Origin of the sequence: Loktanella atrilutea, assembly GCF_900128995.1 — a bacterium.
Lineage (GTDB): Bacteria > Pseudomonadota > Alphaproteobacteria > Rhodobacterales > Rhodobacteraceae > Loktanella > Loktanella atrilutea.
In genome coordinates, this window is record NZ_FQUE01000001.1 from 101,958 (window position 1) to 117,828 (window position 15,871).

Sequence of the window (15,871 nt, forward strand, 5' to 3'; positions counted from 1 at the left end):
TTTTTGTGAAGGACCGATCTTGAAACGCACCGTGCCCATCGGACTTCTGTTCTCGACCGGCGGCGCCTATGGCACGATCGGGACCGCTTGTCGCAACGGCGTGCTCGAGGCCGTCGCCCGCGTGAACGCCGACCCCGCCCGCCGCATCGCCCTGTCGGTGGTAGAGCGTGATCCGGACGGCAACCTCGACCGCTACGCGCCGCTGTGCACCGAACTTCTGCAGGGCGGGGTCAGGCACATCGTCGGCTGCGTCACATCCTCCAGCCGCAAGGAGGTGATCCCGACGCTGGACCGTCACGGCGGCACCCTCTGGTACACGGTCCCCTACGAGGGGTTCGAGGCGTCGGACCGGGTCATCTATCTGCACGCCTGCCCGAATCAGCACCTGCTGCCGCTTCTGGACTGGGCCTTCGCCACGCACGGGCGGCGCGGATATCTGACGGGCTCCAACTACATCTGGGGGTGGGAGATGAACCGCCTTGCCCGTCAGACGATACTGACTGCGGGCGGCGAGGTCACGGGAGAGCGGTATCTGTCGCCGGGGTCGACAGACGTGGCGCAGATGATCGCGGAGATTCGTCAGACCACGCCGGATTTCATTCTCAATTCCCTGATCGGCCCATCGTCCCGGGCCTTTCTGACGGCCTACGCCGCGCTTGGCGCCACCGACCCCCGGTTCGCGCCGGACCTCTGCCCGGTGCTGTCCTGCAACCTGACGGAATGCGAACTGCCCGACTTCGGCGCCGCCGCCGAAGGGCTCGTGGCGGCCGGCCCCTATTTTCACACAGGTCTGCAGTCCTTCCCTAACAGCCTCGCCGCCGCTGCGGATCTGGCGATCCGCACCTTGGCGGACCTTCTGGATGCCCCGGGGCGGGAAGACGCGGACATCGCTGCCCTGCTGCAAACGCCGGCCGGTCACGCCAGCGGGATCGACCCGCAGACACACCACATGCCGCAATCCGCGCTGATTGCACGGGCGCATGGCGGCGGCTTTCAGGTCATCCGCGACTGCGGCGCGCGGCGCGGCGATCCCTACCTGTCGGCGGACTGGATGATGGCCGCATCCCCCGGCCGCCCGCCGGCGCTGAAGGTCGTCTGGTGAGCCGGGGGGTGGAAGGCGGCGATCTGGGTGGTGCGCGGGCGATCGTCCTGCATCGTCCTCATGCCGTCGTCGCATCCGTAACCCGGCAACTGCAGGCCATTGGCTTGTCGGTAGAGTCGGCATGGCCAGACCTGCCTGCCGACGCCGCGTCGGCGGACTTCCTGTTCTTCGACGCCGACATGGGGTTCGACGCACAGTTTCCCTGGCAGCCGGGTGCGGCGCCGCTGCCGCTGATCGCCCTGATCGGGTCAGAGGCGCCGGGTCGCATCGAATGGGCGCTTTCAGCCGGGGCGCAGGCGCAGATCCTGAAGCCCGTGGGCGACGGCGGCGTCTACAGTGCGCTGCTGATCGCAAGGCACGGTTTCGCCATGCGCCAGACGCTGACGGCGGCGGTCGATGACATGCGCGGACGCCTCGGCGCGCGGCAGACCGTGGTGCGTGCCATCGTCCAGCTGACGCGCGGGGCAGGATCGGAAGATGCCGCCTATGATGCCCTGCGGCGCATGGCGATGGACGGCCGGATCACGCTGGAAGAGGCCGCCGCCCGGGTGGTGGCCACACCTGCCGTCGATCGCCGAGCGCGAAAAGGCACCGCATGACAGAGGTCACGGCCCCCGCCACGTCGCGCCGCCCCGACGGTGTCTGGTCGCGCCTGCGCCATCGCCCGCTGGCGCTGTTCGGCATGGCATTGGTCTTGCTGATCGTCGGGGCCGCTGTGCTGGCCCCCGTGATCGCGCCCTTCGATCCCTTCGCGCAGAACTTCGACGGCCTGACGATGTTCGGAGAGCCCCTGCCGCCCGGCGGAGCCTATGTCCTGGGCACCGACCTGCTAGGGCGCGACCTGCTCAGCCGTCTGCTCTACGGCGCGCGCACCTCGCTGATCATTGGGGTGGTGGCTAACGGGATCGCGTTGCTGATCGGCACGGTGATCGGATTGACGGCCGGGTTCTTTCAGGGCTGGATCGGCGCGGTGCTGATGCGCTTCACCGACCTGATGATGGCGTTTCCGGCGCTCTTGCTGGCGATCTGCCTTGCCGCCGTCTTCCAGCCAAGCCTGTGGATCGTCGCCTTCGTGATCGCCATGGTGAACTGGGTCCAGACCGCGCGGGTGATCTATACCGAGACCTCGGCACTGGCCGCGCGCGATTACATCGCGGCGCAGCGCACGCTGGGGGCCAGCACGCCGCGCATCCTGTTCCGTCACATCCTGCCGCACCTTGTGCCGTTGATCATCGTCTGGGGCACGCTGGGGATCTCGACGACCGTGCTGCTGGAGGCGACGCTCTCCTACCTCGGAGTAGGCGTGCAGCCGCCGACGCCCAGCTGGGGCAACATCATCTTCGAGAACCAGACCTATTTCCAGTCCGCCCCGTGGCTCGTGTTTTTTCCGGGGGCAGCGATCGTCGTGTTGGCATTGGCCTTCAACCTCGTGGGCGACGCCCTGCGAGACGTATTGGACCCCACGTTGAGAGGGTCCGACTGATGGTCGCCTACCTGATCCGCCGCCTGATCCAAAGCATCCTGATCCTGCTCGGCGTCAGCTTCATCACCTTCTTCCTGCTCTACGTCCTGCCCGCCGACCCTGTGCGCCAGATCGCAGGGCGGTCCGCCACGCCGCAGACGGTCGAGAACATCCGCACGCAACTCGGCCTCGACCAGCCGTTCATCGTGCAATACGGGCGCTACCTCGCCGGTCTGGTGCAGGGCGACATGGGCCGCAGCTATCTGCAGAAGACGGACGTGGCGACGTTGATCATGGCGCGGCTGCCTGCATCGCTGCTGCTGATGGTGGCAGGGATCGGGGCGGAGCTGGTGATCGGCCTGACCATGGGTGTCATTGCGGCGCTCTGGCGCGGCAGGGCGGTCGACAACGGGCTGATGATGACAAGCTTCGTCACCGTCAGCGCGCCGCAGTTCGTCGTGGCGCTGCTGCTGCTCTACGTCTTCGCGGTGAAGCTCGGCTGGTTTCCTATCGGCGGCTACGGTACGCCCGCGCACCTCGTGCTGCCCGCGCTGACGCTCGGTATCCTCGGGTCCGGCTGGTATGCCCGGATGATGCGGTCGAGCATGGTCGAGGTGCTGCGCGCCGACTTCATCCGCACCGCCCGCGCCAAGGGCCTGAGCCGCGCCCGCGTGATCCTCCGCCACGCGCTGCCCAATGCCATCCTGCCGGTGATCGCCATGATCGGCATCGACATCGGCATCTTCATGGGCGGCATCGTCGTGGTGGAAGGCGTTTTCGGCTGGCCCGGCATCGGGCAACTGGCCTGGCAGGCGATCCAGCGCGTCGACATTCCGATCATCATGGGCGTCACGCTCGTCAGCGCCTGCGCAATCGTGACCGGCAACCTGCTGGCCGACCTGATCGCGCCCCTGATCGACCCCCGCATCCGCATCCGCTAACCCAACAGGAGAGAACCAAGATGAAGAAACTTCTCGCATCCACCGCCTTGATCGCGGCCCTCGCGCTGCCTGCCGTAGCAGAGCAGCACATGGACCCGAACGCGAAACCGGGCGGCAACATCACAGTGACCTACAAGGACGACGTGGCGACGCTGGATCCGGCGATCGGCTACGACTGGCAGAACTGGTCGATGATCAAGTCGCTGTTCGACGGGCTGATGGATTACGAACCCGGCACCACGACCCTGCGCCCGGGCCTGGCCGAAAGCTACGAGATCTCCGACGACGGCATGACCTTCACCTTCCACCTGCGCCCCGGTGTCAAGTTCCACAACGGGCGTGAGATGGTGGCCGAGGACGTGAAATACTCGCTCGACCGCGTGACCAACCCGGCGACGCAATCCCCCGGCGCGGGCTTCTTCGGCGCGATCGAGGGCTACGACGCCGTCGCCTCCGGCGAGGCGGAGACCCTGTCCGGCGTCACCGTCGTCGATCCGCAGACCGTGCAGATCAAGCTGTCGCGCCCCGACGCCACCTTCTTGCACGTCATGGCGCTGAACTTCGCCTCGGTCGTCCCGCAAGAGGCGGTGGAGGCCGCCGGCGGCGACTTCGGCAAGCAGCCGGTGGGTACCGGTGCCTTCAAGCTTGGCGAATGGACCATCGGCCAGCGGCTGGTGTTCGAGAAGAACGCCGACTATTGGCGCGACGGGCTGCCCTATCTCGACACCGTGACCTTCGAGGTCGGGCAGGAGCCCATCGTGGCCCTGCTGCGCCTGCAGAACGGAGAGGTCGACGTGCCCGGCGACGGCATCCCGCCCGCCAAGTTCCAGGAGGTGATGGCCGATCCCGAACAGGCGGCCCGCGTGGTCGAGGGCGGCCAGCTGCAGACCGGCTACATCACCCTGAACGTGACCACCCCGCCGCTGGATCAGGTCGAGGTCCGCAAGGCGATCAACATGGCGATCAACAAGGACCGCATCGTGCAGCTGATCAACGGCCGCGCGGTCCCCGCCAACCAGCCGCTGCCGCCGTCGATGCCGGGCTACACGACCGACTACGCAGGCTATGCCTACGACCCCGAGGCCGCGAAACAGATGCTGGCCGACGCGGGCCTGCCCGACGGGTTCGAGACGGAGCTTTACGTCATGAACACCGACCCCAACCCCCGCATCGCCCAGGCGATCCAGCAGGATCTCGCCGCGATCGGCGTGAACGCCTCCATCCAGTCCCTCGCGCAGGCCAACGTGATCGAGGCGGGCGGGGCCGGCACGGCGCCGATGATCTGGTCCGGCGGCATGGCCTGGATCGCGGACTTCCCCGATCCGTCCAACTTCTACGGGCCGATCCTGGGTTGCGCGGGTGCGGTCGAGGGCGGCTGGAACTGGTCGAAGTTCTGCGACGAGGCGCTGGACGCCGAGGCGACCGCCGCCGACTCCATGGTCAGCCAGGAGGGCGAAGAGCGCCTGAAGATGTGGTCCGACGTCTACATGAAGGTGATGGAGGAGGCCCCCTGGGTGCCGGTGTTCAACGAGCAGCGCTACACGATGAAGTCGGCGCGGATGGGCGGCGACGACGCGCTTTACGTCGATCCGGTGTCGATCCCCGTCAACTACGACTACGTCTACGTGACGGACTGATCGCATGTGCAAGGCGTGCGACTACACGATCCACGGGGCCCAGCACCACTTCGGCTGGGACAACAGCATCGCCCCGGTGCAGCGGGTGGAGCCGGGTCAGACGATCCTGTTCCACTGTCACGACAGTTCGGCGGGCCAGCTTGGCCCGTCGTCCACGGTGGCGGACGTCGCCACTCTCGACTTCGGCAAGATCAACCCGGTCTCGGGTCCGATCTGGATCGAGGGAGCGGAGCCGGGCGACGCGGTGAAGGTGACGCTCGACAGCTTCGCGCCACAGGTGCAGGACGGAAAGGGCTGGGGCTGGACCGCGAACATCCCGGGCTTCGGCCTGCTGGCGGACCAGTTCACCGAGCCCGCCCTGCACGTCTGGTCCTATGACCCGGGCAGCATGGCGCCGTCGCTCTTCGGCACGGAAGGCCGCGTGCCGCTGAAGCCCTTCGCCGGCACCATCGGCAACGCGCTGGCGGAACCGGGGCTGCATTCCATCGTCCCGCCACGGCGGGTCGGCGGCAATCTCGACATCCGCGATCTGTCGGCGGGGACGGTGCTTTACCTACCGGTCGAGGTCGCGGGCGCGCTGTTCAGCGTGGGCGACACCCATGCGGCGCAGGGCGACGGAGAGGTCTGCGGCACGGCGATCGAGAGCCCGATGGACGTGGTCCTGACGCTCGACCTGGTAAAGGGAGCAAACCTGAAGACCCCGCGCTTCACCACGCCGGGGCCGGTGACGCGGCACCTGGACGCCAAGGGCTACGAAGTGACGACGGGCATCGGGCCGGACCTGATGGCCGCCGCCCGCGACGCGGTGTCGGGGATGGTCGATCACCTCTGTGCCACGCGCGGCATGGCGGCGGTCGATGCCTACATGCTGGTCAGCACCTGCGGCGATTTGCGGATCTCCGAGATCGTGGACATGCCGAACTGGGTCGTCAGCTTCTACTTCCCGCGCTGCGTGTTCGAGTGAGCGTGGAGACGAAACAACGGACCGGGGCCGGGACGGCCCCGGACGACATTCTCTTGTCGGTGCGTGACCTCACCGTCTCGGTCCGCACGGACGCCGGCCTGCTGCCTTTGGTGAAGGATGTAACCTTCGATCTGAGACGCGGCGAGACGCTGGCCATCGCGGGCGAAAGCGGGTCGGGCAAGTCGATCACCTCTCTCGCCATCATGGGCCTGCTGCCGCCGCCCGCGGTGCGGGTGACCGGCGGCAGCGTGGCGCTGGGCGACCGCGTGCTGACCTCCCTGCCGGAAGGTCAGTTGCGCGCCCTGCGCGGCGACCGCATTGCGATGATCTTTCAGGAACCGATGACCAGCCTGAACCCGGTGATGACCGTCGGCACCCAACTGGTCGAGGCGATCCGCGCCCATGCGCCAATGTCGCGGCGCAAGGCAAGGGTCAAGGCGCTGGACGCCCTGACCGCCGTGCGCCTGTCGGAGCCGGCGCGGCGGATGGACCAGTTTCCCCACGAACTCTCCGGCGGGATGCGTCAGCGCGTGATGATCGCGATGGCGCTGGCGCTGAAGCCCGACGTGCTGATCGCGGACGAACCGACCACCGCGCTCGATGTCACCGTGCAGCGCGAGGTGCTGGACCTGCTGCGCGACCTGCAGCGCGACCGTGGCACCGCGATCCTGTTGATTACCCATGACATGGGCGTGGTGGCCGAAATGGCCGACCGCGTGGTCATCATGCGGCGCGGCGTCGTCGAGGAGACGGGGCCGGTGCGCCAGATCTTCGCCGCGCCCGCCAATCCCTATACCCGCGACCTGCTGGCCGCCGTGCCACGCATGGGGCAGGGCGGTGCGGCAATCGCCCGCCCGGACCGGCCGGTCGTGGCCGACCTGCGCGAGGTCGCCGTGCGCTACGATATTCGCGGCGGCATCCTGAACCGCGTGACACACCGCGTCCACGCGGTCGAAGGGGTCGGGTTCGATATCCGCGCGGGTGAAACCCTCTCGCTCGTCGGCGAATCGGGCTGCGGCAAGTCCACCGTCGCCCGCGCCATCGTCGGCCTTGTCCCGCACGCCGGGCTGATCCGCGTTGGCGACCAGACCGTGGGCACGATGACCGCGCAGGCCCGCAAGCGGCTGAGCGCGGTCACGCAGATCGTCTTTCAGGACCCGATGGCGGCGCTCGATTCCCGCATGACCGTGGGCGAGCAGATTGCGGAACCGTTGCTGATCCACAGCACGATGGACGCCACCGCGCGCCGCGCCCGCGCTGCGGACCTGATGGCGCGCGTCGGTCTGACGGAGGCGAAGCTGGACAACTACCCCCACGAATTCTCTGGCGGGCAGCGCCAGCGCATCTGCATCGCGCGCGCCCTCGCGCTGACACCGCAATTGATCGTGGCGGACGAAAGCGTTTCGGCGCTGGATGTGTCGGTGCAGGCCCGGGTGCTTGACCTGCTGCGGGCGCTGAAGGACGAATTCGGGATCGCCATGCTGTTCATCAGCCACGACATGGCGGTGGTCGAGAATATCTCTGATCGGGTCGCCGTGATGCAACTGGGACAGATCGTCGAGATCGGAAGCAGGGCGCAGATCTTCGGCAACCCGCAGCATCCCTATACCCGGCGCCTGATGGCGGCGGTGCCGGTGGCCGATCCGACCGCCGTGCGCGAGGCGACACCGCGGATGACCGGGGACATTCCGAACCCCGTGCATCCTGTCGGTGCCTCAATCGCCCGTCACCACTTGATGGAAGTGGCCCCCGGCCATCTGGTGGCCGAGGGCTAGGCGTCAGTCGGTCAGCCGTGCCGCAGGTCTTCGGGCAGCAGGGCCGTGGGCATGTTCTGATAGCAGACCGGGCGCAGGAAACGCCGGATCGCGAGCGTGCCCACGGATGTCGCGCCGAAGTTCGTGCTGGCCGGGAAAGGCCCGCCGTGGACCATTGAATCCGCGACCTCGACCCCTGTCGGGAAGGCGTTGACCAGCAGACGACCGGCCTTGCGTTCCAGGATCGGGACCAGCTTCTGCCCGATGCCGGTATCGCCGTCATCCATCTGCAGCGTGCAGGTCAACTGCCCATGCAGACCGCGGGCGACCGACAGCATCTCCTCGTCGGTGTCGGCGCGGATGACCACGCCGGCGGGGCCGAACATCTCGATCGCGAGGTCTTCATTCGCCAGCCAGTCGGCGGCGCTGACGACGAACAGCGCGGGACCGGCCTTGCGCCCCTCTCCCGGTGCCTGCAGGCGGGTCGTCACGTTGGCCGCGCCAGAGATCGTTTCGACCCCCTTGCGATAACCCTCGGCGGTGCCGCCGGTCAGCATCGCAGCAGGCGCCACGTCCTTCAGCGCTGCCTCTGCCGCATCGATGAATGCATCGGCGTCAGCGTCCTTGATGACCACCACGCCGGGGTTGGTGCAGAACTGGCCGACGCCCATGGTCAGCGACCCGGCCCAGCCTTTGCCCGTCTCTGCCGCGCGGGCGGCAGAGGCTGCGGGCAGCACGAAGACCGGGTTGATCGCGCCGAGTTCACCGAAGAAGGGGATCGGTTCGGGCCGCGCCATGGCGAGGTCGAACAGCGCCTTGCCACCGCGGAACGACCCGGTGAAGCCTACCGCGCGCGTCAGCGGATGCTGCACCAACGCCTCGCCGGCCTCGTTGGTGTTGGACTGGACAAAGCCGAAAGTGCCTTTCGGCATGCCCGTCGTCTCCACCGCGGCGGCGATGGCCTGCGCCACGATCTCTCCCGTCGCGGGGTGGCCCGGATGACCCTTGTAGACAACGGGACAGCCCGCGGCGAGGGCGGCTGCGGTATCGCCCCCGGCGGTGGAAAAGGCGAGCGGGAAGTTCGACGCGCCGAAGACGGCCACAGGGCCCAGCGGGCGCTGGATCATCCGCAGGTCCGGGCGGGGCAGGGGCGCGCGGTCAGGCAGCGCGGCATCGAGGCGCACATCGAGGTAGTCCGCCTTGCGGATGTGATCCGCGAACAGGCGCAACTGGCCCGTCGTGCGGCCACGTTCGCCGTTCAGACGCGCCTCGGGCAGGCCGGTCTCTGCCGTGCCGTAGGCGGTCAGATCGTCGCCTCGCGCCTCGATCTTGTCGGCGATGGCCTCCAGGAACGCGGCGCGCTCCTCGCGGCTGGTCCAGCCGTAGGTCTCGAATGCGGCCTCCGCCGCCTGCATGGCGGCATCGACCTCCGCCTTGCCGCCGGACTGGACGGTCACGGGATCGCCGGTGACGGGATCGGACTGAAACGTCGTGCCCCCCGCGACCCAGGCCCCGTCGATGTAATGGTTGCCGGTCAGCTTGGTCATGTCGTCTCTCTCCTTGGTCAGTCGTGAAATGCCGCCACGGTGGTGCGGCGGCCCAGCATGAAGGCATCGGCTACATGCTGCAGGGGGCTGATGTCCACGTCGGACTGTCCAGCCTCGATCAGTTCGGCAAAGCGGTGGTAAAGGCCGGGATATTCCCCCGGGCCTTCGCACGTCTGCGCCATGCCGTCGATATGCAGTGTCGCCCCGCCATCTGTCAGCCTCAGTTGTCCAACGGTCGTATCCACCGTGATGTTCCAACTTTGCGGACCTTCCTGCCGCCAGTCGAAGGCGGCGTCGACCGTCATGCCGGCCGGTCCGGCGAACGAAAGGTCGGCGGCGATAGGCGTGTCCCGGTTTTCGGGGAACGACAGCGTGGCATCCGTCAGATGCACCGGGTTCGGCACGATCGCGGTCATGATCGACAGCGCGTTGATGCCGGGATCGAAAACGCCGAGCCCACCGGCCTGCCAGATCCAGTCCTGCCCCGGATGCCAACGGCGCACGTCTTCCTTCCAGTCGATCTGGACGTGCTTGATCTGCGCATCGCGCAGATGCGCGCGGGCCTGCGCGACGCCAGCGGCCTCTCGCGAGTGCCACGTGGCGAAGAGCGTGACGCCCTTGGCCCGGGCGAGGCGTTCGAGCTTCAGCACCTCGGATACCGTGGCGCCGGGGGGCTTTTCCAGCATGACGTGCTTGCCTGCAGCTAAGGCCGCCGTGGCGATGTCGAAGCGCGGCACGGGGGGCATGCAGAGCGACAGGACGTTGATGTCCGGGCGCGCGGTCAGCAGATCGGCCACGTCCGCGTGGTTTTCCACGTCGTCGATCCCGCCGGACCGGCTGACAGTCGCGGCCAGATGGAACGCGCCGCTGCTCGCGATTGCGGGAATATGCTGGTCGCGGGCAATCTTGCCGATGCCCAGCAGGGCGATCGGTTCGCTCACAAGCTGACGGCCGACACCGCCGGCCCCTGCGCCTCTAGTGACTGTCACGGGGCACCTCGTGTCCACGGTTGCCTTTCAGGATGGTGAAGTCGGCGCCGGTGTCGGCCCCTTCCACCATGTCCACGAACATCTTCGAATAACCTGACGTGAACATCGGCGCGGGCGGAGTCCATGCGGCCAGCCGCGCAGCCAGTTCCTCATCGGAAATATCCAGATGAATGCGCCGTGCCTCCACGTCCAGTTCGATCATGTCGCCGGTGCGCACGACAGCCAGCGGGCCACCGGCAGCGGCTTCTGGCGCGGTGTGCAGGACGACGGTGCCGTAGGCGGTGCCCGACATGCGGGCGTCGGAAATGCGGACCATGTCAGTGATACCCTTCTTCAGCACCTTGGGCGGCAGGCCCATGTTGCCGACCTCTGACATGCCGGGATAGCCCTTGGGGCCGCAGTTCTTCATCACCATGACGCAGGTCTCGTCGATGTCGAGCGCATCGTCGTTGATCCGCGCCTTGTAGTCGTCGATATCCTCGAACACTACGGCCCGCCCGCGATGCTTCATCAGGTGCGGGCTGGCGGCGGAGGGTTTCAGGACCGCGCCGTTCGGCGCGAGGTTGCCGCGCAGCACCGCGATGCCGCCGGAGGCCGCAAGCGCCTTTTCCACCGGCAGGATCACGTCGTCGTTCCAGTTCTGCGCGCCCTTGACCTCTTCCCCGATGGTGGTCCCTGAAACCGTCAGCGCGTCGTCGTGCAGCATTCCGGCCTCGGACAGGCGCTTCAGCACCACGGGCAGGCCGCCGGCGTAGAAGAACTCCTCCATCAGGTATTTGCCCGACGGCATCAGATTGACGATGGTGGGCACGTCGCGGCCGCAGCGGTCCCAGTCGTCCAGCGTCACATCGACGCCCACACGGCCCGCAAGGGCCAGCAGGTGTATCACCGCATTGGTCGATCCGCCGATCGCGCCGTTGCAGCGGATCGCGTTCTCGAATGCCTGTTTCGTCAGGATATCAGAGGGTTTCAGGTCGTCCTTCACCATCTGCACGATGCGCCGCCCGGTCAGCTGCGCCATGACGCGGCGGCGGCTGTCCACGCCGGGGATCGCGGCGTTGCCCGACAGGGCCATGCCAAGCGCCTCGGCCATGCTGGCCATCGTGCTGGCCGTGCCCATCGTGTTGCAGGTGCCCGACGAGCGGCTCATCGCCTGCTCGGCCTGCAGAAACTCCTCTTGGGTCATCTTCCCGGCCTTGATGTCCTCTGACATCTGCCAGAGCGCGGTGCCGGACCCGACCCGCTCGCCCCGGAACCAGCCGTTCAGCATCGGTCCGCCGGTGACGACGATGGAGGGAATGTCGGTCGATGCGGCGCCCATCATCAGCGAGGGCGTGGTCTTGTCGCAGCCCACCAGCAGCACGGCGCCGTCGATGGGCTGGGCGCGCATCACCTCCTCCACCGCCATGGCGGCGAGGTTGCGGTACATCATCGCCGTGGGGCGGAAGGTGTTCTCCGATGCACTGAACACCGGCACCTCGACGGGGAAACCGCCGGCCTCCCAGACGCCGGCCTTCACCTTTTCGGCCAGCTCGCGCAGGTGGCCGTTGCAAGGCGTCAGGTCGGACCATGTGTTCAGGATGCCGATCACCGGGCGGCCGTCGAACAGGTCGTCGGGGTAGCCCTGATTCTTCAGCCAGCCACGGTGATAGATGTTGTCGCGGGACGTGCCGCCATACCATTCCTGTGAACGCAGACGACGGGGCCAGGGGGCGGGGCTGAAGGTCATGGGCGTTTTCCTAAAGGGTTTTGACGGTGACGCGGGCGGTATCGGCCGCGGCCTCTATGGACAGCGCATTGCGCAGGGGCAAGCCGAAGGCGGGGGCGGCGATTTCGAAGATATCGCCATCCTGACAGGACAGTCCGGTCGCGAAGGACAGCGTTGCCGTGCCGAACATGTGGATATGGACGTCGCCGGGCTGGCAGAAGATGCCGTACTTGAAATGATGGTGCTCGAGATTGCCGATGGTGTGGGACATGTTCGCCTCGCCACTGACGAAGGGCGCGTCGAAGATCGCCTGCCCATTGCGGATCACACGGCTGTAGCCCTGAATGTCCTGCGGCAGTTCGCCCACCAGCAATTCCGGCCCGACGGCGCAGGCCCGCAGCTTGGAATGGGCGAGGTAGAGGTAGTTCTGCTTCTCGGTCACGTGATCCGAAAACTCGTTTGCCAAGGCAAAGCCGACACGGAACGGCGTGCCGTCGGCGGCGATGACATAGATGCCGGCGATTTCCGGCTCTTCTCCACCGTCCAGCGCGAAGGCGGGCGAGGGCAGGGGCGCGCCGGGGGCGATCAGCGCGTGACCTGTTCCCTTGTAGAACCACTCGGGCTGGACGCCGGGCGCGGTACCGGTCGGCTTGCCGCCCTCGATCCCCCAGCGGAACATCTTCATGGAATCCGTCTCGGCCTTGTCAGCCTTTTCATGCATCGCGGCGCGGGTGGAGGCGGAGCCGAGGTGCGTCAGGCCAGTGCCGGTCAGGTAGGTATGCGCGGGATCGTCGTGAAAAAGCGGCGGCAGCATCCGCCCTTCGGCATAGAGCGTCTCCAGATCGACATTCTCGCCCATGCCAAGCTGGCCGATCCTGTCGCGCAGGGACGTGGACTGCGCCGCGCATTCCATTGCCAGATCGTACAGCGACATTTCGGTCCTGACGGCGCAGGCCTGCGTGCCGTCGCGCGCGACAAGCTGGATGCCACCGGTGGCGGTGCGGTATTGGGACAGCAGCATGGATCAGGCCTTTCGCTTGTTCATCACGTCGAAGATCACGGCGGCCAGCAGGACGAGGCCCTTGATGCACTGTTGCCAGTCGATGCCGATGCCGAGGATCGACATGCCGTTGTTCATCACCCCCATGATGAACGCCCCGATCACGGCCCCCACCACGGTGCCGACGCCACCGGCCATCGACGCGCCGCCGATGAAGACGGCGGCGATCACATCAAGCTCGAACCCCGCACCCGCCTTCGGCGTCGCCGTGTTCAGGCGGGCGGCGAAGACGAGGCCGGCCAGCGCCGCCAGCACGCCCATATTGGCGAAGGTCAGGAAGGTCAGGCGCGGCGCGTTGATGCCCGACAGCATCGCCGCCTTCTCGTTCCCGCCGATGGCATAGATGCGGCGGCCGATGGTCGTGCGGCTGGTGACGAAGGAATAGACCGCGATCAGCAGCGCCATGACGATGAAGACGTTCGGCAGCCCGCGGAAGTTCGCCATTAGGTAGCTGAGGTAGATCAGCGCCAAGAAGATCAGACCGTTCTTGGCAGCGAAGAAGACGAAGGGTTCCTCCACACTGCCGGTCTTGGCGGCCTCTGACCGGGACCGCACAGCGAGCAACAGGATGATGGAGGCCACGACGACGCCAATCGCCAGCGAAAACACGTTGGGCTTGCCGCTGCCGATCAGGTCGGGGATGAAGCCCGAAGCGATCAGCTGGAACTGACCCGGGAATGGGCCGACGGACTGCCCGGCCAGCAGCCAAAGCGTCAGGCCTTTGAACACCAGCATGCCCGCGAGCGTCACGATGAAGCTGGGGATCTTGAAATAGGCGACCCAGAACCCCTGCGCCATGCCGATCACGGCCCCGGCGAAGAGGCAGATGATCCCCGCCAGCAGGTAGGGGATGTCGAAGTTCACGATCATCACCGCCGCCAGCGCGCCGACGAAGCCCATGACGGACCCGACGCTCAGGTCGATGTGTCCCGCCACGATGATCAGCAGCATCCCGATCGCCATGATGATGATGTAGCTGTTCTGCAGGATCAGGTTCGTCAGGTTGACAGGCTTCAGCAGGATGCCACCCGTCGCGACCTGAAAGAACGCCATGATCGCGATCAGGGCGAAGAGGATGCCGTATTCGCGCATGTGACCGCGCAGGAAGGACCAGCTCGACTTGACCTGCACGGGCGGCAGGTCGGCGTTGTCCGGGTTGGTGGTCGTCTGGGTCATGTGCGATCCCCCGATCTGATGATGGTTGCCATGATCTTTTCCTGACTGGCGTCGGCGGTCGGCATCTCGCCCACGAAGCGGCCCTCGTTCATGACGTAGATGCGGTCGGTGATGCCCAGCAGCTCCGGCATCTCGGAGGAGATGACGACGATCGCCTTGCCCGCCGCCGCGAGGTCACGGATCACGGTGTAGATTTCATACTTCGCGCCGACGTCGATGCCGCGCGTGGGCTCGTCCAGGATCAGCACGTCGGGATCGGCAAAGAGCCACTTGGACAGCACGACCTTCTGCTGGTTGCCGCCCGAGAGGTTCACCGTCTCCTGCTCGATGCTGCTCGACTTGATGTTGAGCCGGGTGCGGTAGCGCGCGGCCACCTCGGCTTCGCGTTCGCGGTTCACGACCATGCCGTCGGATACCCCGGACAGGTTCGCCAGCGGGACGTTGCGGCGGATCGTGTCGTCGAGGACGAGGCCGTAGGTCTTGCGGTCCTCCGTCGCATAGGCCAGCCCCGCGTTGATCGCGCGGCGCACGGTGGACAGGTCGGCGGCGGTGCCGTTGATCTGCACCTCGCCGGTGATGTGGCTGCCATAGCTGCGCCCGAAAAGAGACATGGCAAGTTCCGTGCGCCCCGCGCCCATCAGGCCCGCGATGCCCAGAACCTCGCCCTTGTTCACGTGAAAGGAGACATCCTTCACCACCTGCCGGTCGCTGTGCAGCGGATGCGTGACGCACCAGTTCTGCACGCGCATCGCGACCTCTGGCGTCGTCGTGTCAACCTTCGGTGGATAACGGTCGTCGAGCGACCGGCCCACCATGTCGCGGATGATATCGCCTTCGCTAATGCCGGTGCGACAGTCGAGGCGCGACACGGCGGCGCCGTCTCGGATCACTGTAATCGTATCCGCCACCTTGCTGATTTCGTTCAGCTTGTGGCTGATGAGGATCGAGGTGACGCCCTGCCGCTTGAACTCCAGCAGCAGATCGAGCAGCTTTGCGCTGTCGGTCTCGTTCAGGGACGACGTGGGTTCGTCGAGGATCAGCAGGCGCACATCCTTGGACAGCGCCTTGGCAATTTCCACCAGCTGCTGCTTGCCGAGGCCCAACGCATCGACCAGCGTGTCGGGATGTTCCTTCAGGCCGACGCGGGCCAGCAGCCTCGCAGCCCCGGCGCGGGTCGCGCGCCAGTCCATGATGCCCTTCGTGGCGCGTTCGTTGCCCAGATAGATGTTCTCGGCCACCGAGAGGAGCGGCACAAGCGCCAGTTCCTGGTGGATGATGATGATGCCCATCGCCTCTGAATCGCGGATGCCGCCGAACGACTGCACCTCGCCGTCATAGACGATGTCGCCGGTGTAGCTACCATGCGGATAGACACCGGACAGAACCTTCATCAGCGTGGATTTGCCGGCGCCGTTCTCGCCGACGAGGGCGTGGATCTCGCCTTCCTCGACCGACAGGCTGACCCGGTCGAGCGCCTTCACGCCGGGAAATTCCTTTGTGATGCCGCGCATTTCAAGAAGTGTGGCCATGG

At 66.7% G+C, this 15,871-nt stretch carries 13 protein-coding genes; 7 read left to right on the forward strand and 6 right to left on the reverse strand.

The window, feature by feature from the left end:
- Positions 1-19 precede the first annotated feature (19 nt).
- From BUA54_RS00515 to BUA54_RS00545, 7 genes are read left to right on the forward strand one after another with little or no spacing between them, the layout of a single operon-like run.
- A complete protein-coding gene (locus tag BUA54_RS00515) occupies positions 20-1,102 on the forward strand; it encodes a transporter substrate-binding protein (RefSeq protein WP_072855262.1) in 1,083 nt (360 codons plus the stop codon).
- Entirely contained in the window at positions 1,099-1,701 is a 603-nt protein-coding gene (locus BUA54_RS00520; protein ID WP_072855263.1) for an ANTAR domain-containing response regulator, read from the forward strand. Before BUA54_RS00515 ends, BUA54_RS00520 begins: the two co-directional genes overlap by 4 nt.
- Positions 1,698-2,585, forward strand: coding sequence for an ABC transporter permease (locus tag BUA54_RS00525; RefSeq protein ID WP_072855264.1), 888 nt, complete (start codon positions 1,698-1,700; stop codon positions 2,583-2,585). Before BUA54_RS00520 ends, BUA54_RS00525 begins: the two co-directional genes overlap by 4 nt.
- Positions 2,585-3,505: an ABC transporter permease gene (locus tag BUA54_RS00530; RefSeq protein WP_072855265.1), complete on the forward strand. Its 921-nt coding sequence runs from the start codon at positions 2,585-2,587 to the stop codon at positions 3,503-3,505. Before BUA54_RS00525 ends, BUA54_RS00530 begins: the two co-directional genes overlap by 1 nt.
- 20 nt (positions 3,506-3,525) lie before the next feature.
- Positions 3,526-5,142: an ABC transporter substrate-binding protein gene (locus tag BUA54_RS00535; protein ID WP_072855266.1), complete on the forward strand. Its 1,617-nt coding sequence runs from the start codon at positions 3,526-3,528 to the stop codon at positions 5,140-5,142.
- Positions 5,143-5,146: 4 nt separating this feature from the next.
- A complete protein-coding gene (locus BUA54_RS00540; RefSeq protein WP_072855267.1) occupies positions 5,147-6,106 on the forward strand; it encodes an acetamidase/formamidase family protein in 960 nt (319 codons plus the stop codon).
- A 2-nt stretch (positions 6,107-6,108) separates the two neighbouring features.
- Complete coding sequence (locus BUA54_RS00545; RefSeq protein ID WP_245810529.1) at positions 6,109-7,881, forward strand: ABC transporter ATP-binding protein; 1,773 nt, start codon at positions 6,109-6,111, stop codon at positions 7,879-7,881.
- Positions 7,882-7,892: 11 nt separating this feature from the next.
- Here the strand turns inward: BUA54_RS00545 and BUA54_RS00550 are convergent, their stop codons facing one another.
- From BUA54_RS00550 to mmsA, 6 genes are read right to left on the reverse strand one after another with little or no spacing between them, the layout of a single operon-like run.
- Positions 7,893-9,407 (reverse strand): aldehyde dehydrogenase (NADP(+)), encoded by a 1,515-nt coding sequence (locus BUA54_RS00550; protein WP_072855268.1) that lies wholly within the window; start codon positions 9,405-9,407, stop codon positions 7,893-7,895.
- 17 nt (positions 9,408-9,424) lie between these two features.
- Positions 9,425-10,396 carry a Gfo/Idh/MocA family protein gene (locus BUA54_RS00555; RefSeq protein WP_245810530.1) on the reverse strand — a complete coding sequence of 324 codons (972 nt, stop codon included), beginning with the start codon at positions 10,394-10,396 and terminating at the stop codon, positions 9,425-9,427.
- A complete protein-coding gene (gene araD / locus BUA54_RS00560) occupies positions 10,383-12,125 on the reverse strand; it encodes an L-arabinonate dehydratase (RefSeq protein WP_072855270.1) in 1,743 nt (580 codons plus the stop codon). The genes BUA54_RS00555 and araD overlap by 14 nt, the downstream gene beginning before the upstream one ends.
- A 10-nt stretch (positions 12,126-12,135) precedes the next feature.
- Positions 12,136-13,125 carry an AraD1 family protein gene (gene araD1 / locus BUA54_RS00565; RefSeq protein WP_072855271.1) on the reverse strand — a complete coding sequence of 330 codons (990 nt, stop codon included), beginning with the start codon at positions 13,123-13,125 and terminating at the stop codon, positions 12,136-12,138.
- A 3-nt stretch (positions 13,126-13,128) separates the two neighbouring features.
- On the reverse strand, positions 13,129-14,340 hold the full coding sequence (gene mmsB / locus BUA54_RS00570) for a multiple monosaccharide ABC transporter permease (RefSeq protein ID WP_072855272.1): 1,212 nt from the start codon (positions 14,338-14,340) through the stop codon (positions 13,129-13,131).
- Positions 14,337-15,869: a multiple monosaccharide ABC transporter ATP-binding protein gene (mmsA, locus tag BUA54_RS00575; RefSeq protein WP_072855273.1), complete on the reverse strand. Its 1,533-nt coding sequence runs from the start codon at positions 15,867-15,869 to the stop codon at positions 14,337-14,339. Before mmsA ends, mmsB begins: the two co-directional genes overlap by 4 nt.
- Between the last annotated feature and the right edge of the window lie 2 nt (positions 15,870-15,871).